General features: G+C 52.0%; 17 protein-coding genes and 1 tRNA gene. 15 read left to right on the forward strand and 3 right to left on the reverse strand.

Going from position 1 to position 21,477, the window contains the following annotated elements:
* Window positions 1–229 precede the first annotated feature (229 nt).
* From nirB to ACVL1J_RS10365, 10 genes are all read left to right on the forward strand, one after another.
* A complete protein-coding gene (gene nirB, locus ACVL1J_RS10320; RefSeq protein ID WP_341237500.1) occupies window positions 230–2,686 on the forward strand; it encodes a nitrite reductase large subunit NirB in 2,457 nt (818 codons plus the stop codon).
* Window positions 2,686–3,057 (forward strand): nitrite reductase small subunit NirD, encoded by a 372-nt coding sequence (nirD, locus tag ACVL1J_RS10325; protein WP_159572719.1) that lies wholly within the window; start codon window positions 2,686–2,688, stop codon window positions 3,055–3,057. Before nirB ends, nirD begins: the two co-directional genes overlap by 1 nt.
* Window positions 3,058–3,071: 14 nt before the next feature.
* The gene (locus tag ACVL1J_RS10330; RefSeq protein ID WP_341237499.1) at window positions 3,072–5,909 is read left to right on the forward strand and encodes a nitrate reductase; all 2,838 of its coding nucleotides are present in this window, start codon (window positions 3,072–3,074) and stop codon (window positions 5,907–5,909) included.
* A gap of 27 nt (window positions 5,910–5,936) precedes the next feature.
* Entirely contained in the window at window positions 5,937–6,923 is a 987-nt protein-coding gene (ybiB, locus tag ACVL1J_RS10335) for a DNA-binding protein YbiB (protein ID WP_159572721.1), read from the forward strand.
* A complete protein-coding gene (locus ACVL1J_RS10340) occupies window positions 6,910–8,139 on the forward strand; it encodes a BaiN/RdsA family NAD(P)/FAD-dependent oxidoreductase (RefSeq protein WP_341237503.1) in 1,230 nt (409 codons plus the stop codon). The genes ybiB and ACVL1J_RS10340 overlap by 14 nt, the downstream gene beginning before the upstream one ends.
* 165 nt (window positions 8,140–8,304) lie before the next feature.
* Window positions 8,305–8,517: a 30S ribosomal protein S21 gene (gene rpsU / locus ACVL1J_RS10345; protein ID WP_105027193.1), complete on the forward strand. Its 213-nt coding sequence runs from the start codon at window positions 8,305–8,307 to the stop codon at window positions 8,515–8,517.
* A 10-nt stretch (window positions 8,518–8,527) separates the two neighbouring features.
* A complete protein-coding gene (locus ACVL1J_RS10350) occupies window positions 8,528–8,974 on the forward strand; it encodes a GatB/YqeY domain-containing protein (protein ID WP_159572723.1) in 447 nt (148 codons plus the stop codon).
* A gap of 133 nt (window positions 8,975–9,107) precedes the next feature.
* Entirely contained in the window at window positions 9,108–10,988 is a 1,881-nt protein-coding gene (dnaG, locus tag ACVL1J_RS10355) for a DNA primase (RefSeq protein ID WP_341237498.1), read from the forward strand.
* Window positions 10,989–11,262: 274 nt separating this feature from the next.
* Window positions 11,263–13,692, forward strand: a complete 2,430-nt coding sequence (gene rpoD / locus ACVL1J_RS10360; protein WP_236550919.1) for an RNA polymerase sigma factor RpoD — start codon at window positions 11,263–11,265, stop codon at window positions 13,690–13,692.
* 20 nt (window positions 13,693–13,712) lie between these two features.
* A tRNA-Ile gene (locus ACVL1J_RS10365) sits at window positions 13,713–13,788 on the forward strand.
* A 124-nt stretch (window positions 13,789–13,912) separates the two neighbouring features.
* Here ACVL1J_RS10365 and corA read toward each other — a convergent pair.
* Both corA and ACVL1J_RS10375 read right to left on the reverse strand, forming a co-directional pair.
* Window positions 13,913–14,875 carry a magnesium/cobalt transporter CorA gene (gene corA, locus ACVL1J_RS10370; RefSeq protein WP_341237497.1) on the reverse strand — a complete coding sequence of 321 codons (963 nt, stop codon included), beginning with the start codon at window positions 14,873–14,875 and terminating at the stop codon, window positions 13,913–13,915.
* Window positions 14,876–14,955: 80 nt separating this feature from the next.
* Window positions 14,956–15,360, reverse strand: coding sequence for a BLUF domain-containing protein (locus ACVL1J_RS10375; protein ID WP_341237496.1), 405 nt, complete (start codon window positions 15,358–15,360; stop codon window positions 14,956–14,958).
* A 253-nt stretch (window positions 15,361–15,613) separates the two neighbouring features.
* On the opposite strand from ACVL1J_RS10375, the gene ACVL1J_RS10380 reads away from it, so the two are divergent.
* Window positions 15,614–15,919 carry a flagellar biosynthesis anti-sigma factor FlgM gene (locus ACVL1J_RS10380; protein ID WP_394673556.1) on the forward strand — a complete coding sequence of 102 codons (306 nt, stop codon included), beginning with the start codon at window positions 15,614–15,616 and terminating at the stop codon, window positions 15,917–15,919.
* A 19-nt stretch (window positions 15,920–15,938) separates the two neighbouring features.
* Here the strand turns inward: ACVL1J_RS10380 and ACVL1J_RS10385 are convergent, their stop codons facing one another.
* Window positions 15,939–17,060, reverse strand: a complete 1,122-nt coding sequence (locus ACVL1J_RS10385; RefSeq protein ID WP_341237494.1) for a Fic family protein — start codon at window positions 17,058–17,060, stop codon at window positions 15,939–15,941.
* Between the two features lie 402 nt (window positions 17,061–17,462).
* On the opposite strand from ACVL1J_RS10385, the gene ACVL1J_RS10390 reads away from it, so the two are divergent.
* The 4 genes from ACVL1J_RS10390 (at window position 17,463) to ACVL1J_RS10405 (ending at window position 21,465) form a co-directional block, all read left to right on the forward strand.
* Window positions 17,463–18,575, forward strand: coding sequence for a ferredoxin reductase (locus ACVL1J_RS10390; protein ID WP_341237493.1), 1,113 nt, complete (start codon window positions 17,463–17,465; stop codon window positions 18,573–18,575).
* Between the two features lie 30 nt (window positions 18,576–18,605).
* Window positions 18,606–19,697: a fatty acid desaturase family protein gene (locus ACVL1J_RS10395; protein WP_341237492.1), complete on the forward strand. Its 1,092-nt coding sequence runs from the start codon at window positions 18,606–18,608 to the stop codon at window positions 19,695–19,697.
* Window positions 19,698–19,806: 109 nt separating this feature from the next.
* Window positions 19,807–20,322: a porin family protein gene (locus ACVL1J_RS10400; protein ID WP_159572765.1), complete on the forward strand. Its 516-nt coding sequence runs from the start codon at window positions 19,807–19,809 to the stop codon at window positions 20,320–20,322.
* Window positions 20,323–20,505: 183 nt separating this feature from the next.
* The gene (locus tag ACVL1J_RS10405; RefSeq protein WP_341237491.1) at window positions 20,506–21,465 is read left to right on the forward strand and encodes an ABC transporter substrate-binding protein; all 960 of its coding nucleotides are present in this window, start codon (window positions 20,506–20,508) and stop codon (window positions 21,463–21,465) included.
* The last annotated feature ends 12 nt before the right edge of the window (window positions 21,466–21,477 follow it).

The following is a 21,477-nucleotide window of genomic DNA, read 5'->3' on the forward strand; positions in this document are numbered from 1 at the left end:
TTTCATCCCATTTCAATAAAAACAGCCTCTTTGTGGTGCAAAACCATGTCGAAATGGCTGGCACGACCCTTGCATTGATACGGGTGTAGGTCGTCAACGGCGGCGATCTGCAGGTGGATTGACAGGTCTCCCACGGTTGCGCAAGTGGCCAAGGGAGTTGGACAACGGCGTCCGTGCTGCTTCGTGCAGCCGGGGGCCGTTTTTTTTTGGGTAAATTGGGATAAATAGTATGCTGATGTCCGTCAAAAAACAGAAGCTGGTGGTAATTGGTAACGGCATGGCCGGTATCCGGGTGGTTGAAGAGCTGATCAAGCTTGCCCCTGAATTGTATGAAATCACCGTGTTTGGCGCAGAGCCGCATCCCAATTACAACCGGATCATGCTTTCGCCAGTATTGGCTGGAGAGCAGAAGTTCGAAGAAACCATACTCAACGACTGGGACTGGTACACCAGCAACAACATTACCTTGCATGTGGGTCGTGAAGTCACTGAAATTGATCGCATAAAACGTGTGGTCAAATGTGCCGATGGCACGGTTGCGCCTTACGATCGTTTGCTGCTGGCCACTGGCTCCAATTCATTCATCCTTCCTGTGCCAGGTTCTACCTTGCCGGGCGTGATCGGGTATCGCGACATTGCAGACACCGAGACCATGCTGGACGCAACCAAGCATTACAAAAAGGCTGTGGTCATTGGTGGTGGTTTGCTGGGGCTTGAAGCCGCCAACGGCTTGGCCATTCAAGGCATGGATGTCAGCGTGGTGCATTTGCCCACCTGGCTCATGGAGCGCCAGCTAGACCCCACCGCGGCCGGCCTGTTGCAGAAAAGCCTTGAAGCCAAAGGCCTGAAATTCTTGCTGGCCAAAAACACCAAGGCCTTGCATGCGGGCCCCGATGGCCGTGTTGCCAAAATTGAGTTTGCCGACGGCGATATTCACGACGCTGACCTGGTTGTGATGGCGGTGGGTATTCGGCCGAACGACAAACTGGCCGCCACAAGTGGCTTGCTGTGTAACCGGGGTGTTGTGGTCAACGACACCATGCAAACCATCACTGATCCCAAAATTTACTCGGTGGGCGAATGTGCCAGCCACCGTGGTGTAGCCTATGGCCTGGTGGCGCCACTGTTCGATCAGGCCAAGGTGTGTGCCAACCACCTGGCCCAGTTCGGCATTGGTCGTTACGAAGGTTCGGTAACCTCCACCAAGTTGAAAGTAACCGGTGTTGATTTGTTCTCTGCCGGTAATTTCATGGGGGGCGAAGGCTGCGAAGAATTATTGCTCTCCGACCCCATTGGTGGCGTTTACAAAAAACTGGTGATCAAGGAAGACAAGCTGGTGGGCGCTTGCCTGTATGGCGACACGATCGATGGCTCTTGGTATTTCAAGCTGATGCGCGAAGGCAAGGCCATCAAGGAAATTCGCGAAAAGCTGATGTTTGGCCAGAACAACATTGGCGACACTGGTCATGAAGGTCAAAGCCAGGCCAGCAAAATGGCAGACACCGATGAAGTGTGTGGTTGCAATGGTGTGTGCAAAGGCACCATTGTGCAGGCCATTAAAACCAAGGGTTTGTTCACGATTGAAGAAGTGCGCAAGCACACCAAGGCCAGTGCAAGTTGTGGTTCTTGCACCGGTTTGTGTGAACAGATTTTGATGAGCACCGCAGGTGCCGATTATTCCGCCACGCCAAAAACCAAACCCATGTGTGGCTGTACCGATCATGGTCACCAGGTTGTTCGCGATGCAATTTTCAAGCACCACCTGACCACCAAAGAAGAGGTGTTCGCCACCATGAACTGGCGCACGCCCAACGGTTGCGCAACTTGCCGCCCGGCTGTGAATTATTACCTCATCAGTTCCTGGCCTGGCGAAGCGGTGGATGATCCACAAAGCCGTTTTATTAACGAACGTGCACACGCCAATATTCAGAAAGACAAAACCTATTCAGTGGTGCCGCGCATGTGGGGTGGCGAAACCACTGCCGCTGAATTGCGTCGCATTGCCGATGTGGTCGACAAATACAACATTCCCACCGTGAAAGTAACCGGTGGCCAACGCATCGATTTGCTGGGCGTGAAAAAAGAAGACTTGCAAGATGTGTGGAAAGACCTCGACATGCCCAGTGGCCATGCTTATGCCAAAGGTTTGCGCACGGTAAAAACCTGTGTGGGCAGCGAATGGTGCCGTTTTGGTACACAAGACAGCACCCAGATGGGCAAAGACCTGGAGCGTGGTTTATTCAAAATGTACGCACCCCACAAAGTAAAGCTGGCCGTATCGGGTTGCCCGCGCAATTGCGCAGAAAGTGGCATTAAAGATGTCGGTGTGATTGGTGTCGATTCCGGTTGGGAAATTTATGTGGGTGGCAACGGCGGCATTAAAACCGAAGTGGCCCAGTTTCTGTGTCGCGTTAAAACCTCCGACGAGGTGATGTCAGTCAGTGGCGCTTTCTTGCAGTTGTACAGAAAAGAAGGTTGGTACCTGGAGCGCACGGTGCACTACCTGGAACGCGTTGGTCTGGAACATGTGAAAGCAAAAGTAATTGATGACCTCGCCAACCGCGATGCCCTGTGGGCCGAGCTACAGGCTGCACTGGCCATTGAAGAAGACCCATGGCACAAGCCCAGGGAAGCACAGGTTGATTTGCGTCAGTTCATTCCAATCCAACTGGCGGAGGTGGTCTAATGTCGGCTTCAGAACTGATCGAACGAAAGGAAACTCAAATGGAATGGATCGACATTTGCGCGGTGGAAGACATCCCCGTGTTGGGATCACGCATTGTGCGCCGCCCCACCGGGCAAGACATTGCAGTATTCCGCAACAGCGAAGAACAGGTGTTTGCACTGCTGGATGAATGCCCGCACAAAAAAGGCCCGCTTAGCCAGGGCATCGTGCATGGCACTACTGTTACTTGCCCCTTGCACAACTGGCAAATTGGTTTGGCCGATGGCTGCGCGCGTGAACCCGATGAAGGTTGCACTGCCAAGTTCACAGTACAAGTGGTGGATGGCCGCGTGCACTTGAAAGCCAGTGAAGTGAAGAACCACGGTATTTAAAAGCGATCTCACTCATGACCGAACTGCTTGCACCCATCCAGAACACCAAGACAACATGCCCGTACTGCGGCGTGGGTTGTGGTGTCGTGGTGCGCACACAAGGCGGAAAAATCATCGATGTGAAAGGTGATGAAACCCACCCGGCCAATTTGGGCAAGTTGTGCAGCAAAGGCAGCAAGCTGGCTGAAACCGCCACCGTGAACGTGTATGGCCAAGTGCGCGCAAGCCAACCCCTGTTGCGCATTCAGCGTGATCAGCAAGTGGCCCCGGCAAGCTGGGACACAGCACTTGATTTCACCGCGCGTGAATTTGCACGGTTGATTTCAACCTACGGGCCGAACAGTGTCGGCTTTTACATCAGCGGGCAATTGCTGACTGAAGACTATTACGTGTTCAACAAACTCGCTAAAGGTTTGATTGGCACCAACAACATCGACACCAATTCCCGCCTGTGCATGAGCAGCGCGGTGAGCGGCTACAAACGCACCTTGGGTGCAGATGCACCACCTTGCAATTACGATGATCTGGCTTTGGCCGATTGCGTGTTCATTGCTGGCTCCAACATGGCCTATGCACACCCGGTGGCTTATCGCAGGCTTGAAGCCGCGCGCGCTGCCAAGCCTGGCCACAAACTGATTGTTGTAGACCCCCGCGCAACCGACACCGCGCTGATGGCTGATTTGCATTTGAAAATTCAGCCCGGCACCGATGTGATGCTGTTCAACGCCATGCTGCACGTCATGATGCAAAACGGTTGGCTGGACATGGCCTACATCAACAAATACACAGAAGGCTTCGACGCAGTGGCCAAAGGCTTGGTCGATTACACGCCCAAGCTTGCAGCCAGTGTGTGTGGAGTTCCGGAAGGCGACATTGTTACAGCCGCCACCTGGTTCGCCCAAAGCAACAGGACACTCTCCCTGTATTGCCAAGGGTTGAACCAGGCCACCACCGGAACCGACAAAAATACAGCGTTGATTGCCCTGCATTTGGCGACAGGCCAAATTGGCAAAGAAGGTTCAGGCCCGTTTTCGCTCACGGGCCAACCCAATGCCATGGGTGGTCGCGAGGTGGGTGGCTTGTCTACATTGTTGCCAGCGCACCGCGAATTGAATAACCCCGCGCATGTGGCAGAAGTGGCCGCCTTTTGGGGTGTAAAACAAATTAGTGCAACGCCGGGTGCCAGCGCGGTTGAAATGTTCGATCAGCTGGAACAGGGCAAAATCAAAGCAGTGTGGGTGGCTTGTACCAACCCGGCGCATTCGCTGCCCAATTCGCAAAAAGTGGCCCGCGCCTTGCAAAACGCCGAACTGGTGGTGGTGCAAGATGCCTACTTAACACCCGCCACCGTGCAATACGCCGATGTGTTGTTGCCAGCCACCACCTGGGGCGAAAAGGAAGGCACGGTCACCAACAGCGAACGGCGCATCAGCCGCGTGCGGCCCGCCATGCCTGCTTATGCAGATTCGAAAAACGACTGGCAAATTGTGGTGGAATTTGCAAAGCGCCTTGAAGTTGAATTGCAAAAACTGGGTGTTGAAAGCCCGCGCCTTGGCAACACTTCCAATGCGTTCATGCCTTACAGCAGCACTGAAGAAATTTTCAACGAGCATCGCGAAACCACGCGGGGCCGCGACCTGGACATTACCGGTTTAAGTTATGCGGTGTTGGAAGCCAACGGCCCGCAGCAATGGCCCATGCCGGAAGGGCAGCCCCAAGGCAAAGCCCGCCTGTACGAAGATGGGCTTTACCCCACAGCCACAGGCAAGGCGAAGTTTGTGTTTGCAAATTACGAGCCCGTGGCCGAGGAAGCGGATGCGCGTTTCCCATGGCGCTTGAACACCGGGCGTTTGCGTGACCAGTGGCACGGTGCCAGCCGCACCGGTACCCTGGCCGAATTTTTCTCGCATGAAGCCGAGCCCGTGATTGCCATGCACCCTGCCGATTTCAAGCGACTGAACTTGAAGCCCGATAGTTGGGTGTCGGTTAAATCGCGCCGCGCCACCATCACCTTGCGTGCGAAAGCGGATGAATCGGTTGCCCGCAACCAGGCCGCCTTGCCCATGCACTGGGGCCCTGAATTTTTTGGTGGTAAAGCGGGTGTGGGTGGAGTCAACGCACTCACCATCGAAGCATTCGACCCGTATTCCAAGCAACCTGAACTGAAGCATTCTGCTGTGAACATTCAACAGGTGCACTTGCCCTGGCAGGTGGTTGTGTTTGTTCACAGCGAGCACTGGCTGAGCATTTGGCAACAAGCCCGTGCCTTGTACGCTGAATTTGATGCAGCCTTGTGCGTGCCCGTGGGCCGTGAGCAAACTGGTGTGTTGTTCCGCGCAGCCAGTGCGCAAGCACCTGCGAAAGAAATTATTGATCGCCTTCAAGCCTTGTTTGAATGTGAGGGTGGTGATGTCATGGTGTACTCCGACCCGAAAACCGATGCGCGCCGCCGCATTGGTGTGAACGTACACGCCGCGGGCGAAGGGCAAACCGCCACACTCAGCAAAGTATTTTTGGCTGGCAATATTGAATCCGAAGGCTGGTTGCGCAACTACTTCGACCAACAACTCAATGTCATGCCTTTGCGCAGTTTTCTTCTGGCCCCGGCCAGCCAACCGCCAGGTGTGCAAACCGAGGCCGTGCGCATGGTGTGCAACTGCGTGGGGGTTTCCCAGCAAGCGATTGAGGCGGGTATTGCCATTGCCTGCGCCAAGAACCCGAATGCAGGCGAGAATGAATTGCTGTCGGGTTTACAAGGCAGCCTTAAATGCGGCACGCAATGCGGTTCGTGTGTGCCTGAAATTCGTAAACTCATTCGCACACAAGCCAGCCTTGCTACAATGGCGCCTTAGTCTTTACTTAGGCACAGCTTCAGCGTCATGCCCAATCCAGTTCACACTGCCCAATTTTCTTGCGCGCCATTCATCAAAGAAATTGGTCGCGGCAAAGACGGTGCTCGCGGCCTGTCTCGCGAACAGGCCATGGCGCTGTATTCAGCCATTCTGCGTGGCGAGGTGTCAGATTTCGAATTGGGTGCCGTGCTCATTGCCCTGCGCGTGAAGGGCGAAAGCCACGACGAACTCATTGGGTTTCTCGATGCCATTGCAAGCCACTGGCCCGCCGATGAAGACCTGCCACATGTGCAAACACTGAATGCCTTGAACGAGCAGTCTTCTTGCAGCGGCAAACCCGTGGTGGTGATCCCCAGTTACAACGGTGCGCGGCGCAAACCCAACTTCACGCCCTTGCTGGCCGGTTTGCTCGCGCAGCGTGGTTACCCGGTGCTGGTGCATGGTCTAGAGAAAGACTTCACCGGCCGCGTAAGCAGTGCAGAAGTATTTTCGCACCTGAATTGGCAGGCCGTGGACATGCCCAACCCTGCGCCTGTGTACATGCCCATGGCGCAAATTTATCCAAGAATTGAAGCCCTGTTGCAAACCCGCAAATTACTCGGTGTTCGCAGTTGCACCCACACCCTGGTCAAATTAATGGTGCCCAGTGCGTTTGGTAACGCCATGCTGGTAACCAGCTACACCCACCCCGAGTTCTGGAACCTGCAACGCGAAGTGCTGTGCGCCACCGGCCACACGGCGTTGGTGTTGCGTGGCCACGAAGGCGAGCCAGTGGCTGCGCCGTATCGCAGCCCGCGCATGGATGGCGTGACCGCCGGGAAAACCTGGCGCATTGCCGAACCCGAGAACCTGTTCACCGAGCAACCGGATCCCCACCCGGATATTGATGCAGAATCCACTGCACGGCTTATCGAGATGTGGTTGAACAATCCTCAGGAAATGCCGCATGGATTTGCTCGCCAGCTTGATGCAATCGACGCGGTACACCAAGCAGCAAATCATGCAGCAGTTTGATGTCATTGTGATTGGTGCCGGCGCGGCTGGCCTGATGTGTGCCGCACAAGCCGGGCAGGGTGGCCTGAATGTGGCTTTGCTGGATCACAGTGAAAAACTGGCCGAAAAAATTCGAATCAGTGGCGGTGGGCGTTGTAACTTCACCAATGTGAATGTGTCAGAGGACAACTTCATTTCTGAAAACCCCCGTTTTGCGCGCTCAGCCCTTGGCCGCTATACCCCGGCGGACTTCATTGCCTTGGTAAAGCGTTACAACATTGCATTTCACGAAAAGCACAAAGGCCAGTTGTTTTGCGATCGCAAAAGCGACGACATCATCGACATGCTGGCTGCCGAATGCAATGCAGGCAAAGTAAAGTGGTTTCGCCCCCACAGCGTGAACGGGGTTGAGCACGATGGCAGCCTCTTCAAACTAAGTACCAGTGCAGGCCAGTTGCAAGCGCGCAATGTGGTGGTCGCCACAGGTGGTTTGCCCGTGCCAAAAATTGGCGCAACCGACTTTGGTTTGAAACTGGCCAAACAGTTTGGCCATGCACTGGTCGATCAGCGGCCCGCACTGGTGCCGCTTACTTTTGACTCTGGCATGTGGGAGCCTTTTGTTGAACTGGCTGGCGTTGCGCTGCCCGTGTTGAGTCGCGGTAGCGACGCCAACGCCCCCTGGTTTGATGAAGACCTGCTGTTTACCCACCGGGGTTTAAGCGGACCGGCCGTGTTGCAGGCCTCCACGTACTGGAACCCGGGCAAACCAATTACCCTGAATTTATCGGGCAAGGAAACGGATGCAGCCGCACTGCAAACCGGTTTGCTACAGGCCACGCTTGGCGTAAAAGCCAATGCTGACAATTGGTTTGCTGCTCAGGTTGCTCACTGGCCCAAGCGTTTGGTGCAGGCCTGGTTGAACAAACCGGAATTGCAGGCCATTGCCGGGCGCAAGGTGGCTGAGTTGGGCAAAAAACAATTGGGCCCTTTGGCGCAGTTAATTGCCGCCTGGCAATTGGTGCCCAATGGCACTGAAGGTTACAAAAAAGCTGAAGTGATGCGCGGCGGGGTTAGCACTGCCGATTTACAGCCCAAAACACTGGAATCGCGCAAAATTTCGGGCCTGTACTTCATTGGCGAGGTGGTTGATGTAACAGGCTGGTTGGGCGGTTATAACTTTCAGTGGGCCTGGGCCAGCGGCTACACTGCAGCCCATGCAATATTGAGCCAAAAATAGTTGAAAATCCTTGAGAAAATCTTCTTTCACATGGTACTATCTCGGTCTTTGCCAGATTCTTGGCGGTAACTCTTTGCTTCAGCACATTGGGTTTTGCAAAAAATATACGCAAAATCAATGGGTTGAAAACTAAAAAACAACTTACGAATACCCGATTGGAGCCTTATGCCAAACGTTCGCGTTAAAGAAAACGAGCCATTTGAAGTTGCCCTGCGTCGCTTCAAGCGCACCATTGAAAAAACAGGTCTGTTGACTGAACTGCGCTCACGCGAGTTCTATGAAAAGCCAACTGCAGAACGCAAGCGCCTGAAGGCTGCTGCCGTAAAGCGTCATTACAAGCGCCTGCGCAGCCAAATGTTGCCCAAGAAAATGTATTGATTCGTTTGGTATGTCACTGAAAGCGCAAATTCTTGAAGACATCAAGCTGGCCATGAAGGCCCGTGAGCAAGCAAAGCTCACCACGCTTCGAATGCTCTCAGCGGCAATCAAACAAAAAGAGGTCGACGAACGCGTCGAACTCGACGATGCGGCGGTTCTCGCCATCATCGAAAAGCAAATCAAGCAGCGAAACGAAGCCGCCATCCAGTTTGAACAGGGTGGTCGGCCAGAGTCGGCTGAGGCTGAAAAGGCCGAGGCTGCTGTTTTGGCGTTTTACCTTCCCGCACAACTCTCAGAATCCGAAGTTGTGGCAGAAATACAAGCCATTGTTCAAGCGCTAGGCGCTACTGGCCCACAAGACATGGGCAAGGTCATGGGCGCTGTAAAAGGCAAGCTGGCTGGCAAAGCCGACATGAGCAAGGTGTCGGGTTTGGTGAAGGCAGCGCTGTCCAAATAAAATAAGCATTAAAACAATCAAGCGTGCATGCGCGCTTTGGCTGTTCGCTTTTGTTTCCTCCCCTTTGGGTTTGTTATTCTAGAAGTCGAACCTTCGGTTCTGATTATTCTGCGCGTGAATTCACCCAAACTGCATGATTCCTCAAAGCTTTATTGATGATTTGCTGTACCGCCTGGACATCACGGACGTGGTGGGGCGCTATGTGCAATTAAAAGCGGCGGGCGCCAACTTGCAGGGCTTGTGCCCGTTCCACAACGAGAAATCCCCTTCCTTTACCGTAAGCCCGTCCAAGCAGTTTTATCACTGTTTTGGTTGTGGTGCGCATGGCAATGCCGTGGGTTTTGTGATGGAGCATTTGGGCTTGACCTTTCCCGAAGCCGTTGAAAGCCTGGCAGGCAATTTGGGTATCGACGTGCCTCATGAAAAGGGCATGGATGTGCCCGCTGAGGTGCGTTCCGAACGGGAAGAGTTGGTGGAGTTGCTAACGCGCGCCGCCAATTATTACAAGGCACAGCTAAAAAAAGCGCCTGTGGCCATTGATTATTTGAAAAACCGCGGCTTGACCGGGCAAGTGGCCGCCCGTTACGGCATGGGCTATGCGCCCGATGGGTATCAAAACCTGGAGGCGGTGGTAGACAACTACACCAGCAACACCCAACTGGATTTGGCTGGCTTGAGCAAAATCAGTGACAGCAACCGGCGCTACGATGCATTTCGCGGCCGCATCATGTTTCCCATTCGCAATGCCAAAGGCCAGGTGATCGGCTTTGGTGGGCGGGTGTTGGGTGACGAAAAGCCAAAATACCTGAACAGCCCGGAAACGCCTGTGTTTTCCAAGGGGCATGAAGTGTATGGCCTGTTCGAAGCACGCCAGGCCATTCACAAAATGGGATACGCCCTGGTGACCGAAGGCTACATGGACGTTGTGGCCCTGGCGCAATGGGGGTTCGAAAATGCAGTGGCCACGCTGGGCACCGCAGTAACACCCGACCACGTGCTGAAGTTGTTCAAGCAGACGGATCGGCTTGTGTTTGCATTTGATGGTGACGGGGCTGGGCAAAAAGCAGCCTGGCGTGCCCTGCAAGCTTGCTTGCCGCACGTTAGCGAGAACAAGCGTGCAGATTTTATTTTTCTGCCTGCCGAGCACGATCCAGATTCCTTCATTCGAACCGAAGGGCCTGATGGCTTTGAGGCCATGGTGGCGCAAGCCGCGCCTTTGTCTGAATTTTTGACGCGTTACCTGGAGCGCAACTACCCCTTGCAGCAAATTGAGGGTAGCGCCGCAGCCATTTCTTTTCTAAAGCCGCTGATTGTGCAAATGCAGCCAACCGTTTACCGGTCTTCCCTGTTGCGTGCTTTGGCCAATTTGCTGGGTGCCACGCCCATGGAGCTTAGTCGCCACCTGGGTTTGAAAAGCCGCGAAGGCGGGGGTGATTATTTTTCACCGAAAAACAAAGGGCAGTTTCAAGGTGGCCAGCAAAGCGGGCAGCAGGGCAGTTCTTCGGGTAAAAAGTTTGGCAAGCGGTTTGGAAAGTTTAACGATGAGCCCCTGCAAAACAACTGGGGGCCCCGGCCCACGGCAAAATCGCCATTGTTAAGCCTGGCTGCGCGGGTTATTCGAGCACCAGAGCATGTTGAGTTGTGCAATTCCCTGCTGGAGTTGTACGAACGTGAGCAAAACCCGGCTGCCGAGGTACACAGTTTCGTTCATTTACTTGAAAAAATAAGAAGTGACCCCAACTTGTTGGAAGCGAGACTTCAGCACGCATTTAATGATGAAGTTCATCAAAATTGGGTTAACTCGGTGCTAAAAGAAGCACGTAGTTTGGATGATTCCCTCGATTTTGAAACCGAGTTGCGTTCTGGCGTGTATCAATGTAGCGAGCTTTGGTTTAAAGCCGAGCTGGAGCGGTTGACCGCCGAGATGCCGACACAAGGGGAACAACTCCGTTGGTATCACGAGTGCATGCAACGCTTCCAAGAATTAAAACAAAAGCGAGTTAATCAGTTATAATTAAGGGTTACGGTGCAAATTTTGCATCTTTTTGTAGTGCGTTTTTGCGCACTGGGTGGCTGTTATTGAGTTGTTCAGGGAATGAATGTTCAAAATACTCAACATTTTTTCAAAAACACAGGAACAGAAAGCCAAATCCGGCCACAAAACCAAGTCTGCGAAGTCACAAAGCGTGAGTTCACAGCAAACCGATACACACACACAGATTCCTGGTGGCCAAAAGCCGGAGAAGGAATCCTCCACTAAGGCATCCAAACGCAAGGGAGCGTCGTCAATGGCAGGGAAGAAGGTTTCTCCTCAAAAGGCAACTGTAAAAGAAGCGAAAGTAAACACCGTGGTTAAGAAGACAGAATCCAAGAAAACAGCACCTGTTGCTGAAAAGCCTGTGAGCAAGAAAGCCGCTGCGCCTGCACCCGCACCTGTTGTGGCCGAAGAAAAGCCGAAACGCGGCCGCAAACCCAAAGTGGTTGAAGCGGTTGTCGAGCCTGTTGCAAAAGCGGCCAAGCCCGCCAAAGCAGCCGAGCCAGTCGCCGTTGAGGAAGCACAGCCCAAGAAGCGGGGTCGCAAGCCCAAGGTGGTCGAGCAGGCTGCGCCTGTGGCCGCCGAAGCACCTAAGGGGCGTGGTCGCCCACCCAAAGCGGGCAAGCCCAAGGCAGAAGAAGAGGACGATGACGACATCGATTCCGGTTCCGATGCCTCGCTTGACTCCGACGACGTGCCCGAAGACGACGATTCAGATGCCAAGAAGGCCGATCTGGTGATCATGCCCAAGCGTGGTCGCGGCTCCAAAGCCAAAGACAAAGCGCTGATCAACTCGGCTTACCTGAGTTCGGCCAATGCCACTGTTGAAGAATTGGAGTTGCGCCGCAATCAGCTGAAAACCCTGATCAAGATGGGTAAAGAGCGCGGCTACCTGACCTTTGCAGAAATTAACGACCACTTGCCAGACGATGTAACTGATGGCGAAGTGATTGAAGCCATGGTCAGCACCTTCCACGACATGGGCATTACTGTTTACGAACAGGCCCCTGACGCTGAAGCCTTGTTGATGAACGACAACGCACCTGTGGGCACTTCTGCTGAAGACGCGGAAGAAGAAGCCGAGGCGGCGTTGAGCAACGTGGACTCTGAATTTGGCCGTACCACCGACCCGGTTCGCATGTACATGCGTGAAATGGGCACGGTTGAACTGCTGACCCGCGAAGGCGAAATTGAAATTGCCAAGCGAATTGAAGCCGGTTTGAAAGACATGGTTCAGGCCATTTCGGCTTGCCCTGCCATTGTTGAAGACGTGGTTGGTTTGGGTCAGCGCATTGCTGAAGGCGTGTCGACCGTGGATGAAGTGGTTGATGGAATCATTGATGATTCAATTACCGAAGAAATGGTCGAAGCCGCTGCGCCCGAAGAAACCAACGATGACGACGACAATGAAGACGAAGAAGAGGGCAACGACGGTGGCACCACCTCCGGTATGTCAGCTCGTCAGCTCGAGGAGTTGAAGCGCAATTCATTGGTTGTGTTTGGTGAAATTCAAAAGCAGTTCGCCAAATTGAACAAGGTTCGCGCCGACGGCGGTTACAACACACCAGCTTATAAAAAGGCCAAGGAAGCGATCGCCGAGCAGTTCATGAAGATTCGCTTCACGGCCAAGCAAGTTGAACGCTTGTGCAGCATTTTGCGTGAGCAAGTCGATGGCGTGCGGAAAATTGAACGTGAAATATATGACATCGCAGTGAACCGCGTGGGCGTACCCCGCGAGCAGTTTCTCGGCAAGTTCCGTGGTCATGAAGTTGAGGCAGCTTGGGTTGACACCTTCAGTGCATCGAATGCAGCTTGGGCAGAAACCTGGGCGCGAAATGTACCCGCGATCAACGAACTGCAACAAAAGCTGGTTGGAATTCAAGACACAGTGTCGCTGCCCTTGAACGATCTGCGTGCAATCAACAAGCAAATGGTGTCTGGTGAAAACCGCGCCCGTTTGGCCAAGCGCGAAATGATCGAAGCCAACTTGCGTTTGGTAATTTCCATTGCCAAGAAGTACACCAACCGTGGCTTGCAGTTCCTGGATTTGATTCAGGAAGGCAACGTGGGCTTGATGAAAGCGGTGGACAAGTTTGAATACCGCCGTGGCTACAAGTTTTCAACGTACGCCACTTGGTGGATTCGCCAGGCCATTACCCGTTCTATTGCAGACCAGGCACGTACCATTCGTATTCCGGTGCACATGATCGAAACCATCAACAAGATGAATCGTATCAGCCGCCAAATTTTGCAAGAAACCGGCATTGAGCCCGATCCAGCCACGCTGGCCGAGCGCATGGAAATGCCTGAGGAAAAAATTCGCAAGATTTTGAAAATCGCGAAAGAGCCTATTTCGATGGAAACACCGATTGGCGACGACGACGATTCTCACTTGGGCGATTTTATCGAGGACAACCACACCTTGGCTCCGCAAGATGCAGCGCAATACAGCAGCCTGCGTTTTGTGACCAAAGATGTGCTTGATTCCCTCACCCCACGCGAAGCCAAAGTGTTGCGCATGCGTTTTGGTATTGAAATGAGCACCGACCACACGCTGGAAGAAGTGGGCAAGCAGTTTGACGTAACCCGTGAGCGGATTCGTCAAATTGAAGCCAAGGCACTTCGCAAGCTGCGTCACCCCAGCCGTTCAGACAAGCTGAAAAGCTTCCTGGAAGGCGAATAAAAGCTTTTGAAAGTTAAAGTGGGGCTATAGCTCAGCGGTTAGAGCAGAGGACTCATAATCCTTTGGTCCCCGGTTCAAATCCGGGTGGCCCTACCAGTAAAAAAAAGGACTTAGAGGCGGAATGCTTCTAGGTCCTTTTTGTTTTAAGCAAGGTTAATTAAAGACATTCGCAATATTCAGGTATTTGTCGCCACGGCACTGTGTTCTGAAAGCACGCGAACTATTTCATCCAGCCTTTCCGTTTGAAGTAGTAGAACGGAATCAGCACGCTGGTGGCCATCAGGGCCAGCGAGAAGGGATAGCCCCATTTTTGCGCCAGTTCTGGCATGTATTCAAAGTTCATGCCGTAGATGCTGGCGATCAGCGTGGGCGGCAGCATGGCCACTGAGGCCACTGAAAAGATTTTGATGATCTTGTTTTGTTTGATGTTGATGAAGCCCATGACGGCATCCATCAAAAAGTTGATCTTGTCAAAAATGAACGAGGTGTGACCGTCCAGTGATTCGATGTCTCGTTGAATAATTTTGACTTGCGCAACAAGTTCTTTTGGTAACTGTTGCTCGCGAAACAGGTAGGACAACACCAAACGGGTGTCCATCAAATTGCGTCGCACGGTTCCGTTAATTTCTTCTTCTTTGGCGATCAGTTGAATGTATTCCTCGGCTTCTTCATTGCTGCCTTTTTTCTCGGCCAGAACCCGATCATTGATCAATTTGAGTGATTGATACACGTCCTCCAGCACGTCTGCAGACTGTTCAACGTCGAGCGCGAAGAGTTCAGTCACGATTTGCAACGCGGAAGTCCACGACCGGCGGTCTGCCTTGGATCTCATTCGCATCAAACGAATAATTGGTAGATCTTCTTCATGAATGCTGAAGAGAAACTGCTCTGCGATCACAAAGCGAACAGGCTCAGTGGTAATGCGACCGGCAATTTCCACCAGAAAGTCGGCACGAACATTCAGGTAATCAGAGCGGTCAAGAAAAATGCGGGCACTGGTTTCAATGTCAGCGTCGTCTTCGGCCAGTTCAAGCCCAATCTTGAACAGCGCAGCAATCGCCTCGCGTTCCTCATCGGTCGGGCTGACCGCATCAATCCAGATCAAGCCATTGCCCAAGGCGAGGTCTCGCAAAGAGGTTTGCTTGATCAAGCGTCCTTTTTGAGTCGAAAAAATATGCAGCATATTAGGCGTCCATTAGAGGTTTTGTTTCAGGTGTTTTTAATATTGCCCGACCTCTGGGTTCGAACACTTGGGGTGATACTTTAGGTTTTCACCAACATTGCGTTGAATTCGCGCATGACTTGGTAAAAGGCGTCTGCAGTAACTGACTCCAAGCGGCGTGCCCGTAATTTGGCCACGTGCTCGAAGGTAAGCGGTTCAGCCTCGATGACACCCATTGTCCAATTGTCAAACAAGCGCTCTTTCACTGGCGAGATATGAATGATTCGACTGTCGGTGTGCCGCTTGTCATCCAGAATTTTCATGTAGGTTCGAAGTACCTGCTGTTCTGGCCCTTCCAGAACCTGCATGAACATACCGCCTCCGTGAACAAGCACTCCGGTAATTCCTGCTGTGCTGTTATTTTTTCTGGAAATTAACAGGATTTCATCCAAGGTTTCTTTGGTGAAATCTGGTTTGGCTTGGCTGCAATAAAGAAGACGGATCATGATCTGCGGTCCAGGTTGGCGAGGTGTTTATTGGCTTGATGCAACCATGATAGTGGGTAAACGTGTTGGTGGGGTGTATGGAATGGTAGTTGATCTACGAAGGTTTTTTCTTGTTCGGATATGGTCGGATTGAGGTCGTCTAATTGTCTGACAAGGGGTCGGATTATTTCTTGCTGCTTCGTTCTGCAATGTTCACTTTATCTTTGTAGCTGCTTTAAGTATTGTTCCGCTTGTTTGTGTCAATAACTCAACCATGGTCAACAGTATGATTTCCAGCGACAAACCCCCAATAGCCTTTACTATGCCCGATCCCAAAAAGGCCGATGCTTTGGCGGCATCTCGTCCGCCCGAGGTGAAGATAGCAGCGGATCGAGACGGTGCCAGTGTGGTGGTGTCTGTTTCACGGCCCAGGGGCACCATGTTGTTGGACAGCACCACCCCGTTTGATGCAGACAAGGTGGAAATGATTCGCCGCCAGCTCAGCGAGGGTGGGTTAAAAATAGATGCCAACATTGTGGCCGACCGCATGATCAATGATCAAAAAGCGTTGCTGGGTTGAAGCTGACAAGTTCGAGCCTTTAAACGCGCAGCAAATTCATGAGTGGTTCGAATGAGTAAAGAGCAGGTCTGCGGCCCGATGCTTCCTCAAGTGTATGAATGATTTTGTTGTCTAGCAGGGCCCTGGTAAAGCGTGCAGCGGTGGGAACCGGAATGCCGGCATTGCTTGTGAACCTGTTGTTTCTGAAGATTGGATTGGAGAAAACAAAGTCCAGTGCATTCATGCTCCACTTTAAAGACAGGGTGTCGGCAAAAACCTGTTTCATTTCTTCGTAAAGTGTTCTGATGTTTTCTGCAATGGTTAGGTTACGTATTGCTTGAGACTCCACAGCCGAGAGGAAAAACACACACCATTGGGTCCATTCACCTTTCGCTGACACCTGGCGCATGGTGTCGATGTACTCGTCTTTGTGGTCTTCAAAATAGCCGCTGATGTAGAAATGGGGTGCTGAAATAATTCCCGATTTCCACAGCATGAGGGTAATGAGCATGCGCCCGATTCTTCCGTTTCCGTCTTTGAATGGGTGCAGTGATTCGAACTCGACATGAGTCAGTGCGGTTTTGATTAAAACCGGATCTTGGTTGTTGTTGATGTAGTCGAACAGTGTGTCGAGCCCCTCGTGAAGCCTTTCAGGGCTTACGGGTACGAAAAGAATTTTTCGCTGACTTTTGTCGGCGAGGTAATTTTGCTCTGTTTTGAATTCGCCAGGTGATTTGGTGGCACCCCGCCCAAACGAAAGCAAACGCTGGTGAATTCCCTTGATCAAGGATTGCGAAATCGGATAGCCGTCGTTCAGTGCAGATTGCGCCGCTTTAAGCGCCCTTTGGTAAAGGATGGTTTCTATCACTTCAGACCGCACATTGCTTGCATTTTCGCTGTCGCCGGCGTGGTCCGCCTCGTAGCGTAAAATTTCATCCATGGTGCTGACGGTACCTTCCATGCGTGATGAAATCACAGCTTCCTGATTCCTCAGGGGGGCCAACAGTATTTCGCTGTTGTGCATGTTTTTAAGCATTTGATCGTATCGAGCCAATGCACTGGTGGCCCTAAGCAGCGCATCGATCATGTTCCCGTAGTTCAGCGGGCCCGGTGGGAATTGATCGTAGTGATAGTGCACTGCGTTACTTAAATTCAGATTCATGGTTAATTTGTGGGTTGATACTGAATTGCAAGGATAGGTAAATTAGTTTGAGTGTCAAATTTTCAAAGAAATGATACTCAAAATGGTTAGACGTTAATTTAGTTCCATCAAATCACGTTGTCTATCATTTTTATAAGAAAATGATATACAAATGCGCTTGGGTTTTCTATTTTCAAGTCAAAAAGACAGCAAAAATTGAAGAAAACTAAAAAATGTTCACTGAATATTAATTTCTTCCCTTTTTTTAAAAAAATGCATAAAATCAATAGCATATAAAAATAATTGGGTGTACAGTTGTACTCTTCTGACACTTTGTTCTAGTTTTTTCATCAAAATTTCTTGCGAAAAACAGGCGTTTTTATGTACATTAGTGCACATCTGTTCACTAACGTGGAAAACGCAATGAGAACCAACAGCCAACTGTCCAACAAAGTAGTCCGCGGACTCTCCAAAATTCTGGGTCAGGAATTCGTGACTTTCTGGCTTGAGCAAGCTGGCAGCACCCATTCTGCTGACCGTTGCCTGGCCGAGGTGGTGCGCATTGACCGTGAAACAGCCGATGCAGTCAGCCTGTGGTTGCGCCCCAATGCCTTGTTCAAGGGTTTTGAAGCCGGCCAGCACGTGAACCTGAGCGTCACGATTGATGGTGTGGTGCACACCCGCTCATACAGCTTCAGCAATGCCCCCACTGAAAGCGGCCTGGTGCGCTTAACAATTAAGCAAACCCCAACCGGTTTGGTGTCGCGCTTCGCGGTGAACCAAATGGAAGTGGGTGCGGTTGTTGAACTTGGCGATGTGTTCGGTGACATGACTCTTTCACATACGCAGCCGAATCTGGACACCGAGCGCCCCACCATGCTGTTGCTTGCAGCCGGTAGCGGCATTACACCCATGATCAGCCTGATTGAAACACTGGAAGCCCAAGGCTGGCCAGCCGATGTAACGCTGATGAGCTGGGCCCGCAACCCCGAAGACGTGTTGTTTGACGCCACACTGAAAGCAAAATCCAACGAACACTTCAAATATGTGCGTTTGCTGGAAAGCGGCGCCAACTTGGCCGAAGGTGATTTGGCCGGTCGCCCAAGCGCAGAGCAGTTTGCTGCTGTGGCGTGCACTTTGGACAACACCGATGTGTATGCCTGCGGCCCCGATGGTTTTATGAGCGCACTGCGCGGCATTCTGGGCGATACGCCCAAGAGTTTCCATGCCGAGTCGTTCACGCCCATGGCGCTCGGCGTGGATGAAAACGCCGAGGTGAAAACATTCACTGTGACCCTGACCAAAAGCAATCGCATTCTTGAAGTGAGCAACAACAAGCCACTGTTGAAAGCGCTGCAAGAGCAGGGCATTAACCCACCGCACGGTTGTGGCATGGGCATTTGCAACACCTGTTCATGCGAAAAGCTGACAGGCACTACGCAAAACATGCAAAACAAATCGGTGTGCGGCACCAACAACACGGCGCTGCGTTTGTGTATTAACGCCGCCCAAGGCCCGGTTTCACTGGACCTGTAAAAGCAAAACTTAAAAATACTGGAGCAAATCATGAGAAAAGTTGACCGCAAATTGAGCCCCGCTGAACTGGAACAGTTCGGTGCTGAAATTGAAGCGATTCGCCAAAAGCATTTGGCGGATGTAGGCGAACGCGATGCCAAGTACATCACCAAGATTGAAAAAGCTGTTCGCTACACTGAAATTGCGGGCCGAGGCATGTTGATGGCTGGCATTTTTCCGCCAGCATTCATTCTGGGTACGTTAACTTTGGGTGTGTCGAAAATTCTGGAAAACATGGAGTTGGGCCACAATGTGATGCACGGCCAGTACGACTTTATGCAGAACAAGCGCCTGATGGGTCAAACCTACGAGTGGGACACCTGGTGTACCGCCGACAACTGGCGCTACAGCCACAACTACCGCCACCACACCTACACCAACGTGCTGGGCGAGGACCACGACATCGGTTACGGTGTACTGCGCCTGTTCCCTGAACAAAAGTGGGAACCACGTTTCTTGGCGAACGTGCCTTTGATGGTGATTTTGGCCACCTTCTTTGAAAACCTGCTGGCTTTGCAAACCCTTGAGCTTGAAAAAGTAATCAACGGCGAGAAAACCCTGAAGGAAACCAAAGACCGCGCCATTCCCACCTTCAAAAAGGCAGGTCGCCAGATTGCGAAAGACTATGTGTTTTTCCCGCTCTTGGCCGGTCCGTTTTTCTTGCCCGTGTTGGCAGGTAACTTCATTGCCAACATCATTCGCAATTACTGGACCTTTGTGATTATTTTCTGTGGTCACTTTACAGCCGATTCCGAAGTGTTCGACAAGTCGATTATTGAAGGCGAGTCGCAGGCGCACTGGTATCTGCGTCAGTTGAAGGGATCTTCAAACCTGACAGGCGGCAAGTTGTTCCACATCATGTCGGGCAACCTGAGCCACCAGATCGAGCACCACCTGTTCCCGGAGGTGCCTGCGCACCGCTACGCGGAAATGTCGGTTGAAGTGCAGGAAATTTGCAAACGCTATGGCCAGCATTACAACAAGGCCTCCTTGTTCAAGCAGTTCTCCACTGTGGTGGGCCGCGCATTCAAGTACAGCTTGCCAAGCTTGAAGCGCAAGGGCCAGGCACCTTTGGCGGCCTGATTACTGCGTATCACGGGTTTTTGTAACCCGAAGGCGAATTTCCTGCGTTAGACATCGTGCCCCCTCCCAAGGGGGGCGCAGTATCTAAAACAACCATAGGAAGTCAGCCATGAAAAAATTAATTTCTGTTGCCGTATTGTCTGCCGCTGCAGCCAGCCCAGCCTTTGCTGAAGGCCCTTACTTGGGTGCCACTTACAACAGCTTGGGTATTACCGACAGCCGAATGGGTGGTGTGGAACTCGATGTGGACACACTTGGCGTGGTGGGTGGCTATGAACTAAGCCCCAACCTGGCTGTTGAGGGTCGTTTGCTCACTGGGGTAGACGAGGAAAATTCTGGTGCGTTCCGCGCCAAAGTAGACTCTTACATTGGTGCCAACTTGCTGGGTAAATTGCCTTTGAACAACCAGTTCTCACTGTATGGCACATTGGGTTATGGTTTTCTGGACGCCAATATCAGCGGCCCGGGCTTTAACACCAGCGATGACGACGGTGGTCTGAACTACGGCGGCGGTGTGATGTACACCGCAGGCAATGTGAACATTCGCGCAGGCTACGAAATGCTGTACGACAAAGACAACATTGAGGCGGATGGCTTGAACCTGACTGCCACTTTTGCATTCTAAATTCAAGTCAATCAGGGTTACGCAGTAAAAGGCGTAACCCTTTGTTTATCCCCCGCGACACTCCTTGAGTGTTTGATCATTCAATGTCCGGAAGAGAGGGCTTTTTGTGTTTCTTCTTGGTAGTTTTCTGATGTAACAATGCCCCTACACTTTTTAGGGGTCCACTGTCATCAGAGAGTTTGAATGATCCGTGCCGTACTTTTTTTCTGCTTTCTTTTGTCAACGCTTGGTGCGCAGGCTGAACCGTTGCGTATCGGTGTGTCAGAAACTGTGCTCTCCTTGCCTTTGTATGTGGCCGAGGAAGAGGGGTTTTTCCAAAAGCATGGTGTCAGCGTCGAGTTCATGAATTGCGTGGGCGGCAATCGCTGTATAAAAAACATGCTGAATGGCCAAACCGACCTTTCTACAGCCACTGAGTTGCCAGTGGTGTTCAGTAGTTTTACTCGCAACGATTTTGCGATCTTGACCAGCTTTGTCAGCGGTTCGAACGACTTGAAAGTGGTGGCGCGCACAGAGGCGAAAATTAATCAGCCTGGCCAACTTCGAAACAAAACACTGGGGTATGTAAAGGGCAGTGCAAGCCAGTATGTGTTGGACTCTGTGCTGGTGTACAACGGTATCGATCCCGACACGGTGAAGTTAAAAGCAATTACTCCGGAAACTGCACTAATGGCACTGGCCAACAAAGAGGTCGATGCGCTGTGCATCTGGGAGCCTTTCGCTTCGCGCATTGAACTGGAGCTGGGCGCCGAGGTGATGTTGGTACCCATTCCCAAGTTGTACACCGCAACATTCAACCTGATTGCCATGCAAGATGTGATCAAAAGCAAACCCAAGGAAATCGAGCGCATTGTTCGGGCCTTAAAGGACAGCACCCAGTTCATACAAATGCATCCCGACAAAGCCAAGGCGCTCGCTGCGAAGCGTTTGAAAATTCCTGTGGTGCTAGTCGATCGAATTTTTGACAACTATCGTTTCCGTTTGAGTTTGAATCGCTCGTTACCGCGCACAATGGAAGGGCAGGCGAGGTGGGCAATTCGTGAAGGGCATGTGCCTGGTAACTCTCATCAGCCGAACTTCACCGGGTTTTTCTACCCCGCTTTTTTGAAAACTGTAGACCCTGGCGCAGTGTCGCTTCAGTAAAGGGAAGTCTTA

Source organism: Limnobacter sp. G6BE5S (assembly GCF_058448965.1).

Excerpts from the sequence above, each read along its gene's own strand:
- rpoD (WP_236550919.1), top strand. The coding sequence starts at position 11,263 with ATGGCAGGGAAGAAGGTTTCTCCTCAAAAGGCAACTGTAAAAGAAGCG.
- dnaG (WP_341237498.1), top strand. The coding sequence starts at position 9,108 with ATGATTCCTCAAAGCTTTATTGATGATTTGCTGTACCGCCTGGACATC.
- ACVL1J_RS10405 (WP_341237491.1), top strand. The coding sequence starts at position 20,506 with ATGATCCGTGCCGTACTTTTTTTCTGCTTTCTTTTGTCAACGCTTGGT.
- corA (WP_341237497.1), bottom strand. The coding sequence starts at position 14,875 with ATGCTGCATATTTTTTCGACTCAAAAAGGACGCTTGATCAAGCAAACC.
- ACVL1J_RS10390 (WP_341237493.1), top strand. The coding sequence starts at position 17,463 with ATGAGAACCAACAGCCAACTGTCCAACAAAGTAGTCCGCGGACTCTCC.
- rpsU (WP_105027193.1), top strand. The coding sequence starts at position 8,305 with ATGCCAAACGTTCGCGTTAAAGAAAACGAGCCATTTGAAGTTGCCCTG.
- nirB (WP_341237500.1), top strand. The coding sequence starts at position 230 with ATGCTGATGTCCGTCAAAAAACAGAAGCTGGTGGTAATTGGTAACGGC.
- ACVL1J_RS10385 (WP_341237494.1), bottom strand. The coding sequence starts at position 17,060 with ATGAATCTGAATTTAAGTAACGCAGTGCACTATCACTACGATCAATTC.
- ACVL1J_RS10400 (WP_159572765.1), top strand. The coding sequence starts at position 19,807 with ATGAAAAAATTAATTTCTGTTGCCGTATTGTCTGCCGCTGCAGCCAGC.
- ACVL1J_RS10395 (WP_341237492.1), top strand. The coding sequence starts at position 18,606 with ATGAGAAAAGTTGACCGCAAATTGAGCCCCGCTGAACTGGAACAGTTC.
- ACVL1J_RS10350 (WP_159572723.1), top strand. The coding sequence starts at position 8,528 with ATGTCACTGAAAGCGCAAATTCTTGAAGACATCAAGCTGGCCATGAAG.
- ACVL1J_RS10330 (WP_341237499.1), top strand. The coding sequence starts at position 3,072 with ATGACCGAACTGCTTGCACCCATCCAGAACACCAAGACAACATGCCCG.
- ACVL1J_RS10340 (WP_341237503.1), top strand. The coding sequence starts at position 6,910 with ATGCAGCAGTTTGATGTCATTGTGATTGGTGCCGGCGCGGCTGGCCTG.
- ybiB (WP_159572721.1), top strand. The coding sequence starts at position 5,937 with ATGCCCAATCCAGTTCACACTGCCCAATTTTCTTGCGCGCCATTCATC.
- nirD (WP_159572719.1), top strand. The coding sequence starts at position 2,686 with ATGTCGGCTTCAGAACTGATCGAACGAAAGGAAACTCAAATGGAATGG.
- ACVL1J_RS10380 (WP_394673556.1), top strand. The coding sequence starts at position 15,614 with ATGGTCAACAGTATGATTTCCAGCGACAAACCCCCAATAGCCTTTACT.
- ACVL1J_RS10375 (WP_341237496.1), bottom strand. The coding sequence starts at position 15,360 with ATGATCCGTCTTCTTTATTGCAGCCAAGCCAAACCAGATTTCACCAAA.